This window comes from Pseudoduganella sp. jia 12 (genome assembly GCF_055502675.1).
The window spans coordinates 554139-573215 of the sequence record NZ_JBUXKP010000002.1; the positions used below are offsets into that span (position 1 = coordinate 554139).

Annotated in this window: 13 protein-coding genes; 11 read left to right on the forward strand and 2 right to left on the reverse strand. The window is 66.9% G+C overall.

Annotation, left to right across the window (positions count from 1 at the left end; translation table 11 throughout):
- Positions 1 to 63: 63 nt before the first annotated feature.
- Positions 64 to 906, reverse strand: a complete 843-nt coding sequence (locus ACY65G_RS05350; RefSeq protein WP_464996319.1) for a DeoR/GlpR family DNA-binding transcription regulator — start codon at positions 904 to 906, stop codon at positions 64 to 66.
- Between the two features lie 184 nt (positions 907 to 1090).
- Here ACY65G_RS05350 and ACY65G_RS05355 point away from each other — a divergent pair, with 184 nt between their 5' ends.
- From ACY65G_RS05355 to ppk2, 9 genes are all read left to right on the forward strand, one after another.
- Complete coding sequence (locus ACY65G_RS05355; protein WP_464996320.1) at positions 1091 to 1786, forward strand: response regulator transcription factor; 696 nt, start codon at positions 1091 to 1093, stop codon at positions 1784 to 1786.
- 10 nt (positions 1787 to 1796) lie between these two features.
- Positions 1797 to 3209 (forward strand): sensor histidine kinase, encoded by a 1413-nt coding sequence (locus tag ACY65G_RS05360; protein ID WP_464996321.1) that lies wholly within the window; start codon positions 1797 to 1799, stop codon positions 3207 to 3209.
- A 62-nt stretch (positions 3210 to 3271) separates the two neighbouring features.
- A complete protein-coding gene (locus tag ACY65G_RS05365) occupies positions 3272 to 4504 on the forward strand; it encodes an ABC transporter substrate-binding protein (RefSeq protein WP_464996322.1) in 1233 nt (410 codons plus the stop codon).
- Positions 4505 to 4694: 190 nt separating this feature from the next.
- Entirely contained in the window at positions 4695 to 6524 is a 1830-nt protein-coding gene (locus tag ACY65G_RS05370) for a hypothetical protein (protein ID WP_464996323.1), read from the forward strand.
- A 237-nt stretch (positions 6525 to 6761) separates the two neighbouring features.
- Positions 6762 to 7022: a hypothetical protein gene (locus ACY65G_RS05375; protein ID WP_464996324.1), complete on the forward strand. Its 261-nt coding sequence runs from the start codon at positions 6762 to 6764 to the stop codon at positions 7020 to 7022.
- Positions 7019 to 9754: a beta-glucosidase gene (locus ACY65G_RS05380; RefSeq protein ID WP_464996325.1), complete on the forward strand. Its 2736-nt coding sequence runs from the start codon at positions 7019 to 7021 to the stop codon at positions 9752 to 9754. The genes ACY65G_RS05375 and ACY65G_RS05380 overlap by 4 nt, the downstream gene beginning before the upstream one ends.
- 335 nt (positions 9755 to 10089) lie before the next feature.
- On the forward strand, positions 10090 to 11421 hold the full coding sequence (locus ACY65G_RS05385) for an MFS transporter (protein WP_464996326.1): 1332 nt from the start codon (positions 10090 to 10092) through the stop codon (positions 11419 to 11421).
- Between the two features lie 157 nt (positions 11422 to 11578).
- Positions 11579 to 12646, forward strand: a complete 1068-nt coding sequence (locus ACY65G_RS05390) for a patatin-like phospholipase family protein (RefSeq protein ID WP_464996327.1) — start codon at positions 11579 to 11581, stop codon at positions 12644 to 12646.
- 43 nt (positions 12647 to 12689) lie between these two features.
- Positions 12690 to 13610: a polyphosphate kinase 2 gene (ppk2, locus tag ACY65G_RS05395; RefSeq protein ID WP_464996328.1), complete on the forward strand. Its 921-nt coding sequence runs from the start codon at positions 12690 to 12692 to the stop codon at positions 13608 to 13610.
- A 30-nt stretch (positions 13611 to 13640) separates the two neighbouring features.
- On the opposite strand, the gene ACY65G_RS05400 is transcribed toward ppk2, so the two are convergent.
- On the reverse strand, positions 13641 to 14222 hold the full coding sequence (locus ACY65G_RS05400; RefSeq protein WP_464996329.1) for a hypothetical protein: 582 nt from the start codon (positions 14220 to 14222) through the stop codon (positions 13641 to 13643).
- Positions 14223 to 14582: 360 nt separating this feature from the next.
- On the opposite strand from ACY65G_RS05400, the gene ACY65G_RS05405 reads away from it, so the two are divergent.
- Complete coding sequence (locus ACY65G_RS05405) at positions 14583 to 18296, forward strand: SdrD B-like domain-containing protein (RefSeq protein WP_464996330.1); 3714 nt, start codon at positions 14583 to 14585, stop codon at positions 18294 to 18296.
- 68 nt (positions 18297 to 18364) lie between these two features.
- On the forward strand, positions 18365 to 19042 hold the full coding sequence (locus ACY65G_RS05410; protein ID WP_464996331.1) for a PEP-CTERM sorting domain-containing protein: 678 nt from the start codon (positions 18365 to 18367) through the stop codon (positions 19040 to 19042).
- The last annotated feature ends 35 nt before the right edge of the window (positions 19043 to 19077 follow it).

Here is a 19077-nt window from a genome sequence, read left to right on the forward strand (position 1 = left end):
CGGCAGGGCCCGCGCGCGGCCGCTGGCCTTGCGCGTGCGTGTCGCTGCCGCGGTGTGCAAAAATCAGTGCGGTGGGCCGGCGCTGCTCCAGCTGCCCGGGCGAGGCAGTGCGCAGGCGGCGGGGGCCGGCGCATCCGGCGGCACCACGTCGACCTCGATGCCGGCGCGCTCGAGCATCTGCACCCCGGCGTCGGGCACGCCGGTATCGGTGACGACACGGGCAATCCGGTCGAGCGCGCACAGGAACATGCCGCCCCGGTTGCCGAACTTCGCGGAATCGGCCAGCACCACCACCTCGCGGGCCTGGTGCACGAGGCGGCGCCCGGCGCCGATCAGCAGCGGGTCGGCTTCCATCACGCCCAGCGCGGCCAGGCAGTGCGCGCCCATGAACAGGCGATCGGCGTAGCAGTACTGGACAGCCTCGGTATCGAACGGGCTGAGGATGATGCCCTGCGCCGGATACACCTTGCCGCCGCTGAGGATCACGTCGCTGTCGCCATGGGCCAGCAGTTCACGGGCGAGCACGAACGAATTCGTCAGCACCCGCATGCGGCGGCCGGCGAGAAAACCGGCCATGTGGAACGTGGTGGTGCCGCCGCCGACCAGCAGCGTGTCGCCATCGGCGCACAGGGCCGCGGCATGGCGGGCGATGGCGCGCTTGCGGTCGGCATGGACGCGCGCCGCTTCCTCGAAGGTGCCGCCTTTCCAGGGCCGCGCCGCCGCCGCGTCGATGCGGCGCGCGCCGCCATGCGTCCGGTGCAACTGGCTGGCCGTGTCGAGCAGCCGGATGTCGCGCCGCACGGTCGCGGCGGACACGCCGAGCCATGCGGCAAGCTGGGGGATCGGCGCTGCGCCATGCTCGGCAAGCAGGCGCAGCAACTGTTTGTGACGATGACGCTGGTCCATCGCGGTCTCCTTGTCGGCCTTTGGCAGGCCTGTCTCCGATCGAACTTTTTTCGCTAACCTTAACGATCTGTAATTAAATATACGTGCTCGTTAATCACACGTAAACTTGTTAAAGAAAGATGACAAAAAGTTGATCGTTTGGTGTCGACTGGCCGCCACGTTCATTTATTGTTAAACTCTTTTCATGCATATCCTTCTTGCCGAAGACGACCCCATCCTTGCCGACGCCCTGTGCGCCCACCTGCGTGGCCACGGCTATACGGTGGAACACGCGCCGAACGGCCCCGTGGCCGAGTACCTGCTGGGGCGCGAGTCGTTCGACCTGTCGATCCTCGACCTGGGGCTGCCGATGGTCGATGGCCTCGACGTGCTGCGGCATGTGCGCGCCACGAACCAGCTGATGCCCGTGATCGTGCTCACGGCGCGCGATGCGCTGGAAAGCCGCGTGGCCGGGCTCGATGCCGGCGCGGACGACTACATGACCAAGCCGTTCGATTTCCCGGAGCTCGATGCGCGCGTGCGCGCCCTGCTGCGCCGGGCCGGCGCCGGCAGCGGCACGGCGGAACTGGGTTTCGGAAAACTCAGTTTCGACCCGCGCACGCGGCGCGCCGCGATCGGCGGCGAACCGATCGAGCTGAGCCCGCGCGAATGGTCGCTGCTGGAACTGCTGCTGCTCCACCGCGACAACGTGGTGACAAAGGAACAGATCAACGAAAGCTGGACCAGCGACAGTGCCGGCACGGGAGCCGGCAACGCGATCGAGGTCTACATCCACCGGCTGCGGCGGCGCCTCGAAGGATCCGGCCTGGACATCCGCACGGTGCGCGGCCTGGGCTACCTGCTCGAGGCGGACGGCCGCGCCGCGCGCCCGGTGTCCTGAACCGCACCGCATGGTTTCCCTGCACCGCAAGCTGCTGCTCTGGCTCCTGCTGCCGCAGCTGGTGCTGTGGGTGGCCGGCGGTTTCTTCACCTACCGGCTGGCCGCCGGCTATGCCAACCGCGCCATCGACGCCAGCCTGGCCCAGGCTTCCCGCGCGCTGCTGCGGCAGGTGAAGCCGATCGAACAGGGCTTGCTGATCGACTTTCCCCGCGCCGCCCAGGACGTGCTGGAAGCGGATCCGCGTGACCCGCTGATGTATACGGTGAGCACACCGCCGGGCCACTTCATCCTCGGTAACGAAAACCTGCCCGCGCCGCCGGCCGGCATCGGCCGCAAGCTCGATACGCCCTATTTCTACGATGGCGACGTGGTGCCGCAGCCCGATCCCAGCGGCACGCCGAAGCACATGCGCATCGCGGCGCTGTACGTGGCGTTCGGCGACATCAGCGCGCCGCAGCAGACCATGCTGGTGCAGGTGGCGCGCAGCAGCGCCAACCGCGAGGAACTGGCGCGCGCGATCCTGGCGGACACGCTGCTGCCGCTGTCCGGCCTTGTCCTTCTGATGAGCTTGATCGTGTGGACCGGCATCCGCGCCGGGCTGGCACCGCTGGCGCGGCTGCGCCGCGAGGTGGAAAGCCGCGCGCCCGGCGACCTGACACCCCTGAAGCTCGACCTGGCCCCCACCGAGCTGCGTTCGCTGGCCGGCGCGCTGAACGACCTGCTGGCCTCCGTGCAGCACCACGTGGGCGCCCAGCAGCGCTTCATCGCCGATGCGGCGCACCAGTTGCGCACCCCGCTGGCGGGCCTGAAAAGCCAGACGAAACTCGCCCTCGAAGCGGCCGGCGACGAAGCCCAGCGCAGCCGGCTGGACATGGTGCACCAGAGCGCCACGCGCAGCGCCCACCTGGTGGCGCAGCTGTTGACCCTGGCGCGGGCGGAACCGGGCGCCGCGGCGGCACTGGAGCGCGGCCGCTTCGACCTGCACCGCTTCGTGCGGGAGGTGGCGGCGCACCTCGTGCCGCGGGCGCTGCGCGCGGGCGTCGACCTGGGCGTCGATGCGTCGCCGGGCGAGATCGCCGTGCACGCCAATGCGGCCCTGCTGCGCGAAGCGCTGAGCAATCTGGTCGACAACGCGATCCGCTACGGCGGGCGTGGCGCCGAAGTGACGTTGCGCGTGAAAGAGGAAGACGCGGACGCCGTCATCATCGTCGACGACAACGGGCCCGGCATCCCGGCCGCCGACCGCGAGCGCGTGTTCGAGCGCTTCGTGCGCGCGACCGAGGGTGGCGACGGCTGCGGCCTGGGACTGGCGATCGTGCGCGAAATCATCGAGCGCCACCAGGGCACCGTCACGCTGGGCGATGCGCAGCCGCACGGCTTGCGCGTGACGATCCGGCTGCCGCGCGGCACGGCGGCGCCATGACCGCTGTGCGCTCCCTTGTTGTGCGCCCTGCTCTCCTGTTGGCGGCAGCACTGCTGCAGCCGATGCTGGCTCCGTCCGCGAGCGCAGGCGAAGTCGAGGTGCTGCATTTCTGGGCCAGCGGCGGCGAGGCGCAGGCGGTGGCGCAGCTGAAAGCCACCCTCCGGGCGAACGGGCACACGTGGAAGGATTTCGCGATCGCCGATGGCGGCGGCGGCCTGGCGGTGGTGATGCTCGACTCGCGCGTGCGCTCGGGCAATCCGCCCACCGCGGCGCAGATCAAGGGCGTGGCCATCCAGGAGTGGGCGCGCACGGGAAAACTGTCCGGCATCGAGGATGTGGCCAGTGCCGGAAAGTGGAACGCCGTGCTGCCGCGGTTTGTCAGCGACACGATGAAGTACCGCGGCCATTACGTGGCCGCGCCGCTCAATGTGCACCGCGTGAACTGGCTGTGGATCAATGCCGCCGTGCTGCGCAAGGCCGGCGCGAAGGTTCCCGCCACATGGGACGAGTTCTTCGCCACGGCCGAGGCGATCCGCAGGACAGGCATCACGCCGGTGGCGTATGGCGGCCAGTCGTGGCTGGACATGGGCACGTTCGAGAGCGTGGCGATCGGCGTGGGCGGCGTGGACTTCTACAAGAAGGCATTCCTGGAGCTGGACCGCGCGGCGCTGGGCAGCCCGGCCATGGAGAAGACCCTGGAGACGTACCGGCGCCTGAAGTCGTACACGGACCAGCGCAACATGGGCCGCGACTGGGTCGCGGCGACCGCCATGCTGAACCGGGGCGCCGCCGGCATGCTGATCATGGGCGACTGGGCCAAGGCCGAGATGCTGGCCGCCGGCAAGCGGCCCGGCACCGACATCCTGTGCACGCCCACGCCCGGCTCGCGCGAAGTGTTCAGCTTCGACATCGACTCGATCGTGCTGTTCGACGTGGCCGAGGACAAGAAGGCCGCGCAGCGCGACCTGGCGCGCGCCGTGATGGGCCGCGAATTCCAGCAGGCGTTCAACCTCGCCAAGGGTTCGATCCCGGCCCGGCTGGACGTGCCGCTGGACCGGTTCGATGCATGCGCACGCCGGGCAAGGCAGGATTTCCAGCACAGTGCGAAACGCGGCACGCTGCTGCCCAGCGTGGCGCACGGCATGGCCCATCCCGCGCACACCGTGGCGCCGCTATGGGACGTCGTCCAGCAATTCTGGAACCAGGACCGGATGACCCCGCGCGAGGCGATGGCGCGGCTGGTGGCCGCGGCCGGGCAGTCCGGCGGCAAGCGGCCAGCGGACCCGGCGCGCTGAAAGCTGACTGACAACGGGGCGGTCCGGCGTTCCGGTCCGTCCCCGGTTTTTCCAGCAGGTGAACGGACCGAATCTACCTTGTAATTGATCGTTAAGCTCATTAACCCGATGTTAATCTGACCTTCTCCCGCGTGGTTCCGCGGCGGTCACGCCGGGTTCATGAAGCCGCATCGATAACAAGGAGATGGGAATGGAGATGATCACGGCAGTTTTCACCACGCGCCGGACAGCCCGGCTGGCGGCCATCGCGTTCATGGCATGCGCGGGCGGGCCGGCAACGGCGGCGACGGCGGTGCCGGATTTCGGCCCGAACGTGCTGGTGTTCGACCCGGCCACGCCATCGGCCACGATCGCGTCGAAGCTGGAGGCGATCGCCGGCGAGGCGGAATTCGGCAACGGGCGGCATGCGGTGCTGTTCAAGCCCGGCACCTACAACGTCGATGCGCAGGTCGGCTACTACACGTCGGTGGCGGGCCTGGGCCGCCATCCGGACGACGTGGTCGTCAACGGCGGCCTGCGCGTCGAAGGGCGCATCGACTGGAGCGCCGGCACCGACAGCGCGCTGATCAACTTCTGGCGCTCGGTCGAGAACCTGTCGATCGTGCCCACCGGCGGCACCACGCGCTGGGCCGTGTCGCAGGCGTCGCCGATGCGGCGCGTGCACATCCGCGGCGGGGTGGAGCTGATGCCGGCGTGGTGGGGTTATTCCAGCGGCGGCTTCATCGCCAACAGCCGCATCGACGGCCAGGTGCAATCCGGCTCGCAGCAGCAGTGGTACACGCGCGACAGCGCGATCGGCAACTGGGCCGGATCGGTCTGGAACATGGTGTTTTCCGGCGTGGCGGGTGCGCCGGCGCAGAGCTACCCCGCGCCGCCGGTGACGACCCTGGCCACGACGCCGCGCAGCCGGGAGAAGCCGTTCCTGTACATCGACGAAGATGGCGGGTACCACGTGTTCAAGCCGGATGTGCGGCAGCGCGCCAGCGGCACGTCCTGGGCGGTCGGCGCCGGCTCGCAAGCCGAAGCGGAAGTCGAAGCAGGAGCGTCGATCCCGCTGTCCCGCTTCCTGCTCGCGCGGCCGGCCACGCCGACGGCGGACATCAACCGCGCGCTGGCCGAAGGGCGGCACGTGCTGTTTACGCCCGGCGTCTACCAGCTCGACGACGCACTGGCCGTGCAGCGGCCCGACACGGTGCTGCTGGGCCTGGGCATGGCCACGCTGGTGCCGGCACCCGGCAAGGCGGCCATCGTCACCGGCGACCATGCGGGCATCGCGATCGGCGCGCTGATCGTCGATGCGGCACCGGGCGGTTCGCCCGTGCTGATGCAGGTCGGCGCACCGCGCGGTACGGAACCGCGCCCCGACGCGCCGATCGCGAAAAGCGCGCAGCGCAATCCTGTCCTGCTGAGCGACGTGTTCTTCCGCATCGGCGGGGCGATCGCGGGCACCGCGGCCGTCAGCCTGGAAGTGAACAGCGATAACGTGATCATCGACCACCTGTGGGCGTGGCGCGCGGACCATGGCGCCGGCGCGCAATGGGCCGTCAACCGGGCCGACACGGGGCTCGTCGTGAACGGCGACCATGTGACGGGGCTGGGCCTGTTCGTCGAGCACTACCAGAAGCGCCAGCTGGTCTGGAACGGCAACCATGGGCAAACGATCTTCTACCAGAGCGAGCTGCCATACGATCCGCCCACGCAAGCGGCATGGATGGACGGCACTGTGAACGGCTACGCGTCGTACCACGTGGGCGCCGGCGTGAAGCGGCACGGCGCCATCGGCCTGGGCGTCTATTCGTTCTTCAATGCGGGACAACCGATCATCGAAACCAGCGCGATCCGGGTGCCGGATACGCCCGGGGTGACGATCGAGCATGCGGTGGCCGTGTTCCTGTCCGGCTCGGGCGGCATCTCGCACGTCGTCAACGACGAGGGCACGGCGGCCGATGCCTCCTCGTACATCAGCTACCTGAACCGCTACCTGGGCAGCCAGCCCGGCGCGCGCCGGCCCGTCCACTGACCGCCCTCCCCGCCATCCAGGCAAGCAGCCGGGGTTTCCGGCTGCCTCCCCCAGCGTTTGTTCAGGTTTCTTTTTGGACAAGTACGATTACAAATAAGCATTAATATTATTGTTAATGTTTTAAAGTCTCGTATATACTGTACTCATTGGTACGCTTACAGGCACCTTATCGGTGTGCCTGCGAGCGCCAGCGTCGTGCGGCCGCGCGAACTCCCCAACAACCATCGGAAGAACATCATGAAAATCCCACGTCATCGCCACTGGGTGCTTGCGGCCGCCCTGTGCGCGCTGTCGGCACACGCGGCCGACCCGAAATCCACGCCGGCCGACACCGCGGCGGCCAGGCAGGAACGCGCCGCCCGCGCCGAATTCCTCGACAAGCAGAAGCAGCTGTTCGAGGAAAAACGCATCACCGTCGATGCGCCGGCCCGCGACTCCGCGCCAATCCTCGACCTGCCGCAGGAAGAATCCGACGCGCCGGGAGCAGTGAAGCGATGATACGACCATCCGTCTTCCCCGCCGCGCTGCCGGCCCTCGCGGTGCTGTGCCATGCCGCCCTGCCCCTTTCCGCCGCCGCTGCCGGCCCGGTACAGGGAAACGAAGTGGAAGCCCGCGTCGGCGCCATGATCGACAACATGAGCCTGGCGCAGAAGTTCGGCTTCATCCGCGTCAACGACGGCCACATGCTGCCGGTGCTGGAATCGCAGGGCCTGCCGGGCACCGTTGCCTACGACTCCTCCATGGGCGTGCACGTCGGCCTCGGCACGTTCGGCACGCAGTTCCCGTCGCAATCGGCGCTGGCCGCCACGTGGAGCATCAACCGCGCCCACCAGTTCGGCCTGGCGCTCGGCTATGAAACCCGCCAGGCCGGCGCGCAGCAGATGCTGTCGCCGGGCCTGAACATGTTCCGCACGCCATTCAACGGCCGCAACGCCGAATATGTCAGCGGCGAGGATCCGTTCCTGGGCGCCGTGCTCGGTCCGGCGATCACGAACGCCATCCAGGCCCAGGGTATCCAGGCGGCGGCCAAGCACTACGTGGCCAACGACCAGGAAGCCAATCGCCACCTGCTGGACGTGACCGTGGACGAGCGCACGCTGCGCGAAATCTACCTGCCCGGCTTCGAGTCGACGGTGAAGAACGCGAATCCGGCCTCCGTGATGTGCTCGTTCAGCAAGATCAACGGCGACTACGGCTGCGAAAACCACCACCTCGTCACCGAGGTGCTGAAGGGCGAATGGGGCTTCCGCGGCTTCGTGATGAGCGACTTCAATTCGATCCACAACCCGCAGAAGGCGGCATGGGCGGGCGCCGACCTCGACATGCCGAGCGGCCTGGCGTTCGCGGACCAGACGATGTACGACCTCGTCTACAGCAACCAGGTGCCGATGAACGTGCTGGACGACAAGGTACGCCGCAACCTGCGCGCGATGGTCAGCTACGGCTTCGACAAGGCACTGCCCGTGCCGACGCCGCTGGACACCGCCTACGGCGATGTCGCCTCGCTGGCCGTGGCCCGCGAAGGCATCGTGCTGCTGCAGAATGACGGCGGCAGGGGCGGTTCGATGCCCGTGCTGCCGCTGGCGACGAATGCCCGCGTGGCCGTGATCGGCGACCTGGCGCAGCAGTCCCCGGCTTCGCCGTTCGGCACGGCGTGGGCGCCGGCGAACCGCTATGTGACGGAACTGAGCGGCCTGCGGCAGCTGAACGTCGATCCCGCCAACGTGACGTTCATCCCGGCGCTGTCGCTGAATCCGGCCCAGGCCATCTGGTACCAGCCGGGATCGACGGCGGCCGCGCTGGCCCCCGGCCTGAAGGCGGAATATTTCACCAATACGTCGCTGGCCGGCTCGCCCGCGACGACCCGTATCGAACCGGGCGTGGCCCTGGACTTCAACGCCGGCAGCAATGTCACGGCGGGCGGCACGAGCACGCTGGCCGGCATCGGCACCTCCGCCGGCGCGTTTTCGGCACGCTTCACCGGCACCATCCGCCCCACCGTCACCGGTGCGCAGGTATTCAAGGTGCGTGCCGACGGTGCCTACAGGCTGTGGGTCAACGGCGAACTGGTGATCGATTTCGACGGCGTTCCCGTTGCGGGCGACGTGGTCAATACGCCGGCCAAGGCCGGCAAGACGGCAGTGCTGAAGGCCGGCTCGCTGTATACCGTGAAGCTGGAATATCGCCGCGTGAGCGGCGCGTACTTCCCGGTGCTGGGCAGTATCAACGGCATCCAGATGAGCTGGGCCTCGCTGGCAGCCCCGGCGAGCCTGGCCGATTACGACGCGGTCGTCGTCGCCGTCGGCAAGAGCGCCGAATATGAAGGCGAAGGCAGCGACGTGGCGTACGAGCTGCCGGAATTCCAGGCCGACCTGATCGCCAGCGTGGCCAAGGCCAACCCCAACACGGTGGTGGTCGTGCATGGCGGCGGCCCTTCCGAGATGAAGAGCTGGTCGAAGAAGACGGCGGCGGTGCTGCAGGCATGGTATCCGGGCCAGTTCGGCGGCCAGGCCCTGGCCGAGATCCTCTACGGCAGCGTCAACCCGTCCGGCAAGCTGCCGGTCTCGATCGGCGGCACCGCGAAGGATTATCCGACCACGGCCGGCTACGGCACGATCGCCGAGTACCAGCCCTCGGGCAACTTCGCCGATGCGGCCACCAACCCGGCCCGCAAGACGATGGCCTACTCGGAAGGCGTGTTCATGGGCTACCGCGGCTTCGACAGGACGGGCGTGAAGCCGCTGTATCCGTTCGGCTTCGGGCTGTCGTACACCACGTTCGGCTATTCCGGCATGTCGCTGTCGGGCAAGGAACTGGGCACGGGTTCCACGGTCAATGCGACCGTCAACGCCACGTTCACGCTGACCAACCGCGGCACGCAGTCCGGCTATGAAGTGGCGCAGCTGTACGTGCGACCGGCGGCCGCCGCAGTGGCGCGCCCGAAACAGGAACTGAAGGGCTTTGCCAAGGTGTTCCTGCGTGCCGGCGAGAGCAAGACCGTCACGATCCCCGTCGATGCGCGTTCGCTGAGCTTCTACGACGTGGCCACGGGGAGCTGGCAGGTCCCTGCCGGCAAATATACCGTGCATGTCGGCGGCTCTTCGGCAGACCTGCCGCTGAAGGCAACGCTGTCGGTGAAGACGGCCCTGCGGCTGTCTAGCGCCGCATCGAATCCGCTGCCGGCCCCGGTGCGGGAAGCCGTGCAGGTGGCGCCGGAACGGGCGTACTGAGCAAGCAGGCAACCTGTCGCCACGACAGCACCGCGGGCTGGCCATTGCGCCAACCCGCGGTTTTTTGTGTCCGCTCCTTTTTGCAGCGCTGTCATTCCCCATCAGGCAAGCCACACAAATAGTGTTCGCTGATCGCACAAACGATTGCCTACCGAACGGCCGTTCAGTATAGTTGTTGTGCGGTCCCGGCAGCCACCCCATGGCCGGCCAGGGCGCAACGTCATTACCCGGACGAAGACGAACGTGCGTGCCCCCCCGCGAGCGGGGCATCGGACTGGACAAAGCACCGTTTCGCATCGGCCGGAATTCACAGAAGCACGCATCAAGGAGACTGCATGGAACACCAAGCGCTGGACGTCCGGACCCACATCAACGGCCGGAGCATGTCCAGGTACCAATGGCTGCTGCTCGGCCTTTGCTTCCTCATCGTCGCCACCGACGGCATGGACGTGGCGATCATGGGCTTCCTCGCCCCGGACATCATTGCCGAATGGGGTATCTCCCGCACCGCGTTCGGCATGGCGATGAGCGCGACGCCCGTGGGCCTTGCGATCGGCGCGCTGTTCGTCGGCCCCCTGTCGGACCGCTGGGGACGCAAGCGCATGCTGCTGGGCGCCGTCGCGCTGTTCGGCATCTTCAACCTGCTGAGCGCGGCCGCGAACGATATCGTGGTACTGGGCCTGCTGCGTTTCCTCACCGGCCTGGGCCTGGGCGCCGCCATGCCCTGCTGCACCACGCTGCTGTCCGAGTACGTGCCGGAACGCTCGCGCAGCACGCTGCTGGCCGTGATGTTCACCGGTTTCAACCTGGGCTCCGCGCTGATCGGCTTTGCCGCGGCGGCCCTGCTGCCGTCGCATGGCTGGCGCGCGATGCTGCTGATGGGCGGCGCGATTCCCCTGCTGTGCCTGCCCTTCTACGTGTGGCTGCTGCCGGAATCGGCGCGCTTCATGGTGGTGCGCAAGATGGACCCGGCCAGGATCGCCGCCACGCTGCGCCGCGTCGTCGGCGGCACGTTCTCCGACGCGACCCGCTTCCATGTGAGCGAGCCGCCGGTCGCCACCGGCCACCCGGTGGCCACGCTGGTCTCGCCGACGTACAAAACGATGACGCTGTCGCTGTGGACCACGTATTTCATGGGCTTGCTGGTGATCTACCTGCTGGGCGGCTGGCTGCCCACGCTGATCCGCGACGCGGGCCTGCCGATCGAACGGGCGGCAAGCCTGACGGCGCTGTTCCAGCTGGGCGGCACGGTCGGCGCGCTCGTGGTGGGCTTCTACATGGACCGCTGGCGCGCCAACCGCGTGATCGGCCTGGCCTATGGCGGCGGCGCGATCTTCATCCTCGCGCTGGCGGCCAGCGACATCCACTCGGCGATGTTCACCGCGTTCGTGATGCTGGCGGGCTTCTGCATGAACGGCGCGCAGACCGGCATGACGGCGTTCGCGCCGGCCTGCTATCCCACCGCGGTGCGTGCCACCGGCGTGTCGTGGATGCTGGGCATCGGCCGCTTCGGCAGCATCCTCGGTTCCTTCCTCGGCGGCGTGCTGCTGTCGATGGGCTGGGGCTTCTCCGCCGTGATCGCGATCCTGGGCATTCCGGCCGCCATCGCGGGCATGGCGATCCTGCTCGTGCATGCCGGCGCGCGGGGCACGCCGAAGGCTGCCTGACACGCGGCCGGCATGCACCTTACAGGCACCTGACAATGACGAGGCGGCAGTGGCGGCAACGCACGCTGCCGCCCGGTCCGGCGCGCCGCGCATCGGCGAAATTCCCTACCCTAGTCCGAAATGGCCAACCGGCCTGTTCGACTAACGGAGAATTGCCTTGCTGATCACCACACGAAAAACTGTCAGCCTCGCCCTGCAGGGCGGCGGCACCTACGGCGCCTTTACCTGGGGTGTGCTGGACCGGCTGCTCGACGAAGAGCACCTCGCCATCGACTCACTGACCGGCAGCAGCGCCGGCGCCATCAATTCCGTCGTCACCGCCGATGGCTACGCCTATGGCGGTGGCCGGCGCGGCGCGCAGGCCGCGCTGCGCCGCTTCTGGACGACACTGGGCCAGGTATCGCTGATGAGCCCTCTGCAACGGTCGCCGGTCGACCGCCTGACGGGCCGCTGGGACATGGGAAATACCCCCGCCTACCACCTGATGGAAATGATGGGGGCGATCATCGGCCCCGTGACCAATGTACCGCTCACCATCAATCCGCTGAAGCAGTTCCTGTCGACGATGATCAATTTCGAGCGCGTGCGCGGCTGCGAGGAATTCGAACTGTTCATCGGCGCCACCAATGTGCGCACCGGCACGGGGAAGATCTTCCGGCGCCGGGAACTCGACGTGCAGAAGGTGGTGGCTTCCGCCTGCCTGCCGACCGTGTTCGCCGGCGTGGAGATCGACGGCGAACTGTATTGGGACGGCAGCTATGTCGCCAATCCGCCCCTGTTCCCGCTGCTCGAACGGCCGGCGCGCGATGTGGTCGTCGTGCAGATCAATCCGATCGCGCGCACCGAACTGCCGCGCAGTCAGGCCGACATCGCCAACCGCTCCAACGAGATCGCCTTCAACATCGCCTTCGTGCGGGAGATCAGCGCACTGCTTCACCACCAGGATCTGGCGGACGAGGAACGGGCCGCGCGCATGGCCGGCACGCCCACCCGCCTGCACCTGATCAGCGGGCTGGACGAGCTTTCCGGCCTCGGCTTCTCCAGCAAGTTCAATTCCGAACTGCCGTTCCTGGAAAAGCTGCACGGACTCGGCGCGCAGGCCGCGGAAGCCTGGCTGCGCGAGCACGGGAGCGACCTGGGGAAACGGTCCACCCTCGACCCGGCGCGCATCTTCACGGCGGACAAGGTGCTCGAACAGGAAGCGTCATCGGCCTGTCATGTTTGATCCGTAAGCTGTGGCGCCATCCACCTTGTTTCCGGAGTACCACATGTTGCAGAACTATCCCCAGGATATCACCGACCGCGTGCGGCGCGACATCGCCGACAGCTACGACGAGGAGCTGGAACTGGAGCTGGACGACCGCGAGCTCGATTCGGAAACGCTGCTGCCGGCGCAAGGCGGCGGCGACGAGGAAAGGGAAGCGCGCCGCCTGTACTTTCGCGAGCTGTTCCGCCTGCAGGCGGAACTGGTGAAATTGCAGGACTGGGTGGTGCACACGGGCCACCGCGTGGTGATCCTGTTCGAGGGTCGCGACGCGGCCGGCAAGGGCGGCGTGATCAAGCGCATCGCACAGCGCCTGAATCCCCGCGTGTGCCGCGTGACCGCCCTGCCCGCGCCGAACGACCGGGAACGCACGCAATGGTATTTCCAGCGCTACGTGTGCCATTTGCCGGCCGCCGGCGAGATCGTGCTGTTCGACCGCAGCTGGTACAACCGCGCCGGCGTGGAACGGGTGATGGGCTTCTGCACCGATGAGGAGTACGAGGAATTTTTCCAGACCGTGCCGGAATTCGAGCGCATGCTGGCCCGTTCGGGCATCCAGCTGATCAAATACTGGTTCTCGATCTCGGACGAGGAACAGAATGCCCGTTTCCTGGCCCGCATCCACGATCCGCTGAAACAGTGGAAACTGTCGCCGATGGACCTGGAATCGCGCCGCCGCTGGGAGGAATACACGAAGGCCAAGGAGATCATGCTGGAGCGCACCCACATCCCCGAGGCGAAATGGTGGGTCGTGCAGGGCGTGGACAAGAAAAAGGCGCGGCTGAACTGCATCGCCCACCTGCTGGCGCAGATTCCCTACGAAACGGTCGAACGGCCGGCGATCGCGCTGCCGGAGCGCGAGTACCGCGAAGACTACGTGCGCCAGCCGGTGCCGCAGGAGATCGTGGTGCCCGAGGTTTACTGACCTTCATCCGGGCTGCCCGGGGGCGCCGCCTCAGTTGATGGCGCGCTTCACCGTGCCGGCCGCGTGGCCCACGCCATGGCTCCCGCCGTGGCTCCCGCTGTGGGTCCATTTCGGCCAGCCGTCGTCCCGACTTGGCTGCTGCTGCGGGCGCGCCAGCGCCAGCGTCATTGCGGCGATCACCTCGTCCTTTGCCTGCAGGCGTTCGCGCCACGTCACGTCGGCCGCCTGCCGCGTGGCCTTTTCCAGCTGGGCGATCCGCTCCAGCAGGGCCATGCGCTGCTCGCAGGCCGCCAGCCGCTCGCGCAGCATGGCCACTTCCATTGCCGCTTCCCGCGCCGCTTCCCGATCCTTGTCATCCGCCGCCCCGCCGTCGACCTGGCGCAGCACGGCCTGGATCGCCTTGTCCGTCGCCGCCGGCGACGCGCCGGGCGCACCCTGCGCCTCGCGGCGGCCGATCTCGCCGTAGGCCCGCGCCAGCGCGGCCGAATCGATCTTGAGCGTGCCGTCGGCCGTGAATACCTTGTCGAGCCGTCCCTTCTCCAGGTCGCGATAGATGGAAGCGCGGCTGCGCCGCGCCAGGCGCGAGGCTTCGGTAACGGTCAGGAGTGCCATGGGTTCAGTGAATGAATGGATCAGCTGGGGATCGGGATCGCATGATGACCGGCCGATGACATTTCGTCAAGGCATGCCGCCGCGGCGCCCCCTGACTGTCCAGGACGTTCGAATTACAACAGCATTCGTTATATCGAATGAAACTTTCGTTATAACTTCCAAACATTTATTTACTATTGGTACTACACAGATCAAAATACTATACAATGAACAACATATGTATCTGATTGGCATCAAAACAGCCGATCGACTTTTCTTCCCGGCACAGGCTGTACCCAATATCTGTACTGCGCCCCGGGGGCAACCCGTCCGCCACCGCATCCATGACATGCGCGGGGCTGGCATTGGAGCACATACTGCATGAGCGATTTATCCCTTAAAAGTACCGTCCACGTCGATGAAGACACGTCCGTCACGCTGTCCATGCGCGACATCCTGAAGGCAGCCGGCTACACCGCATCCGACGACATGGCGATCATCGATGTGTCAACCGCCCTTCCGGACGGCTCGACCGTCTGGGGCGACAGCCCGCTGCTGGGCCTGGTCGGCACCGACGAGATCTACATCCGGCCGGGCGACTGGAAGGAAAACTACAATGGCGGGTTCACCACCTACCAGTTCATGGTCGAGGACGATGAAGGCTATTTCTTCTCCCTCGAACTGCGCGTGGTGATCGACCCGGTCAACGACGCCCCCACCGGCGCCGACCGCGACTTCGACCTGGCAAACCACGACCCCGTGGTGCTCGGCACTGCCGACTTCGGCTTCGAGGACGCCGTCGAAGGCGATGCATTCAAGTCCATCATCATCAAGTCGCTGCCGGCGGACGGCAAGATCCTGCTGGATGGCAAAGCGGTCGCGACGGGCAGCGAGATTTCCACCGCCGATATCAAGGCAGGCAAGCTGGCATTCGTGCCGAGCGAGACCTCCGGCGGCATCGTCGAACTGGGCTTCCACGTGCGCGACGACGGCGGCATGGTGGGCACCGGCGCGCGGGATACCAGCATCGATACGAACTACCTGTCGTTCAAGGTGCCCGTTCCGGAAGTGACGCCGCCCGGCAGCGGCGCGCCCACGCTGGCCACGATCGGCGACACCGTGTGGGAAGACGATAACGGCAACGGCATCCAGGACAGCGGCGAAGCCGGCCTCGCCAACGTGGCCGTGGACCTGCGCGACGCGGCCGGCAACGTCATCCTCACCACCACGACCAACGCCGACGGCCAGTACAAGTTCGAGATCGGTACCGGCACCTACACCGTGGCGCTGACCGCGCCGAAAGGCTATGTCGCGACCGAAAAGAACGCCGGTTCCAACCGCGCCGTCGACAGCGACATCGATGCCGGCGGCAAGACCGACGCGTTCACGGTCGCCAAGGGCGACGTCTACGACAGCGCCGACGCCGGCCTGTATCGCTATGCCAGCGTTGCCAGCACCGTGTGGAACGACACGGACCGCGATGGCAAGCTCGACGCGGACGAAGTCGGCATCGCCAATGTCTCGGTCTCCCTGCTCGACGCGAACGGCAAGGTGGTTGCGCAGGCGTCCACCGATGCCGAGGGCCACTACAAGTTCGGCGACCTGAAACCGGGCACGTACAGCCTGAAATTCGACGCGGCAACCCTGCCCGAAGGCGTGACGTTCGCCTCGGGCAACGGCAGCACCGCGCAGGTGACACTCTCCTCCGGCGAGGACGCCGTGTTCGAGGCACCGGCAAACATGCAGACCGGCAAGATCGCCAGCACCGTTTGGGAAGACACCAACGGCAATGGCCTGCAGGACGACGGCAGCACCGGCATCGCAGGCGCGACCGTGTCGCTGCGCGACGCGGCCGGCAATACGGTCGCCACCACCACGACGGACGACAAGGGCAATTACAGCTTCACCACCGCGGCCGGCAACTACTCGGTGCAGGTGGCCAAGCCGGCCGGCTACACGTTCACCAGCCAGAACACGGGCAGCAACGACGCGGTCGACAGCGACGTCAACGCCAGCGGCGTGTCCGCCACGTTTGCCGTGAAGGCCGGCGCAACGATCGATCCGGCCGACGCCGGCCTGTATCGCGCCGCCTCGCTGGGCAACAAGGTGTGGTTCGACTGCGATGGCGATGGCATCCAGGAAGCGGGCGAAAGCGGCATCAAGGGCGCCAAGGTCACGCTGCTCGACGCGGACGGCAAGTCGATCGCCTCCGCCACGACGAACGCGAACGGCGAATACGCGTTCACCGGCCTGAAGCCGGGCACCTACAGCGTGAAGTTCGACACGGCGCAACTGACGTCCGGCTACACGATCACGAAGCAGAACGCGGGCGGCAACGATGCGCTCGATTCCGACATCGACGCCAATGGCCTGTCGCAGAAGGTGACGCTGGCTTCCGGCGAAAACAACACCACCCTCGACGCCGGCGTGGCGCAGACGGCGACGATCGGCGACCGCGTGTGGCTCGACAGCGATGCCGACGGCGTGCAGGACAGCGGCGAATGCGGCGTGGCCGGCGTGGTCATGACGCTGACGAACGCGAACGGCGACGTGGTGTCCACCACGAAGACCGACGCGAACGGCAACTACAAGTTCAACGTGGCGGCCGGCACCTACAGCGTGAGCATGAAGACGCCGGACGGCTATGGCGTGACGAAGCAGTACGCCACGAACAGCTCGTACGACAGCAATGCCGACGCCAGGGGCAACCTGGGCACCGTGACGGTCAGGGCGGGCGAAACGCAGAAGTCGCTCGACGCCGGCCTGACGCAGGCGAGCGTCCGCAGCACCGTGTGGGAAGACAGCGATTTCGACGGCGTGCAGGATGCGAACGAATGCGGCATCGGCGGCGTGACCGTCAAGCTGTACGACGCGAACCATGTGCTGAAGGGCACCACCGTCACCAAGGCCGATGGCAGCTACGCGTTCGACAAGCTGGCCGCCGGTTCGTACAGCGTGGAAGTGACGCGGCCGAACGGCTACTACACGACGAAGGCGAACGTGGGTTCGGACAAGACCGACTCCGACTTCACCAACCTCTCCGCTTCGTCGACCATCGCGGGCAGCGGCGTGTTCAAGCTGGCCACCGGCGAGCAGAAGACCGACCTGGACGCGGGCCTGTACCGCAAGGCCAGCATCGGCGACAAGGTGTGGCGCGATGCGAACCACAACGGCGTGCAGGACAAGGGCGAGGAAGGCATCGGCAAGATCAAGGTCATGCTGTATGACGCCGCCAGCAACAAGCTGGTCGCGTCCACGACGACCGACAGCAGCGGCAGCTACCTGTTCAGCAAACTCGATCCGGGCAGCTACTACCTGAAGTTCGACAAGACCAACGTGAAGTTCACGGACGCCAAGGGCCTCACGTATGCAATGAACGACTGGAAGTGGGGTGCCAAGGACGCGGGCAGGAACGACTACCTCGACAGCGACGTCAAGGGCGACGGCGTGAGCAAGACGGGCCTGACGCAGACCGACGCCACGTTCCTTTCCTCCGGCGAGAACGACATGAGCTGGGATGCGGCGATCACGCCGATCGCCATCGACCTGAACGGCGACGGCATCCACACGATCGCCCGCGAGGACTTCGGCGGCAGGTTCGACCTGCTCGGCACCGGCAATGCGATCAAGTCGGGCTGGCTGTCGTCGAGCGACGCCTTCCTGGCGATCGATGCGAACGGCAACGGCCGCATCGACAGCATTGCCGAACTGTTCGGCGGCGCGAGCAAGGGCAGCGGTTTTGCGAAACTCGCTTCGTTCGACAGCAACGGCGACGGCTTCGTGACGGCCGACGATGCGCAGTTCGGTGCGCTGACGCTGTGGCAGGACGCCAACAGCAACGGCATCACCGACGCGGGCGAGCTGGTCTCGCTGGCCCAGGCGGGCGTGACCTCGCTGGCGGTGTCGTTCGAGGAACTGCCGTTCCTCGATGCCAACGGCAACCTGCACCTGGAGCGCAGCAGCGCCACCGTCAACGGCCAGGAAGTGTCGATGACGGACGTGTACTTCAACGTGGCGGCGGGCGACGTGGCCGCCGCCGGCATCGATGGCCTGAACATGGCCGAGCTGATCGGACAATCCCCGCTGGCCGCTTGAGCCGGCCATTGACGAACCATGAATCCCGTGCCGGCGCAGCCGGCACATTACAGAAGAAAACCAAGACCATGAAAAACATTATCCTGAAACTGTCCGCCTTCGCGCTCGGCGCCGCCATCCTGTCCACGGCGGGTGCCGCCACGGTCAGCACCCACGCGAGTGGCGTCCGCGCTACTGCCGCTGCCTACTTCGGCCAGGGCGCCAAGCCGATCAGCCTGCAGACGTACGATGTCACCGATGGCAGCAGCGTCTTCCTGGCACTGTGCGTCGATCCGGTCACGCCAATGCAGCGCGATTCGAGGGGCGCCTACAGCAACGGCGGTGAATTCACGCTCTTCAAGAACAACGACACCGTCGCGCGCCTGTATTCCAACTTCTATTCGGGCATCACCGGCGACACCGCCGCCGCCAAGACCGACAGCCTGGCATTCCAGCTGGCGCTGTGGGAAGTCTACAGCGATGACAGCAACCTGACGGCCACCACCGGCCAGCTGTACTTCGACTGGAGCGTCAACAACCCTGCCGGCAAGGCGGTGCTGAACCGTGCGGCGGAAATGGTGAGCTACGCGGCAGACACGAACAACGCGATCGTGACCCGCTACGACTTCACCAAGTTCGAGTCCACCGGTTCGCAGACGATCGTCAATGCCACGGTGTCGGCCGTGCCGGAACCGTCGACCTACGCGATGCTGGGGCTGGGCATGGCCGTGGTCGGCTTCGCCGCGCGCCGCCGTTCCAAGCGTTGATCGCCGCTTGAATCATTCAAAACGGGCGCCTCGGC

Coding starts and splice junctions, on each gene's coding strand:
- ACY65G_RS05410 (WP_464996331.1), top strand. CDS start 18,365: ATGAAAAACATTATCCTGAAACTGTCCGCCTTCGCGCTCGGCGCCGCC.
- ppk2 (WP_464996328.1), top strand. CDS start 12,690: ATGTTGCAGAACTATCCCCAGGATATCACCGACCGCGTGCGGCGCGAC.
- ACY65G_RS05370 (WP_464996323.1), top strand. CDS start 4,695: ATGGAGATGATCACGGCAGTTTTCACCACGCGCCGGACAGCCCGGCTG.
- ACY65G_RS05380 (WP_464996325.1), top strand. CDS start 7,019: ATGATACGACCATCCGTCTTCCCCGCCGCGCTGCCGGCCCTCGCGGTG.
- ACY65G_RS05375 (WP_464996324.1), top strand. CDS start 6,762: ATGAAAATCCCACGTCATCGCCACTGGGTGCTTGCGGCCGCCCTGTGC.
- ACY65G_RS05360 (WP_464996321.1), top strand. CDS start 1,797: ATGGTTTCCCTGCACCGCAAGCTGCTGCTCTGGCTCCTGCTGCCGCAG.
- ACY65G_RS05405 (WP_464996330.1), top strand. CDS start 14,583: ATGAGCGATTTATCCCTTAAAAGTACCGTCCACGTCGATGAAGACACG.
- ACY65G_RS05350 (WP_464996319.1), bottom strand. CDS start 906: ATGGACCAGCGTCATCGTCACAAACAGTTGCTGCGCCTGCTTGCCGAG.
- ACY65G_RS05355 (WP_464996320.1), top strand. CDS start 1,091: ATGCATATCCTTCTTGCCGAAGACGACCCCATCCTTGCCGACGCCCTG.
- ACY65G_RS05385 (WP_464996326.1), top strand. CDS start 10,090: ATGGAACACCAAGCGCTGGACGTCCGGACCCACATCAACGGCCGGAGC.
- ACY65G_RS05400 (WP_464996329.1), bottom strand. CDS start 14,222: ATGGCACTCCTGACCGTTACCGAAGCCTCGCGCCTGGCGCGGCGCAGC.
- ACY65G_RS05365 (WP_464996322.1), top strand. CDS start 3,272: ATGCTGGCTCCGTCCGCGAGCGCAGGCGAAGTCGAGGTGCTGCATTTC.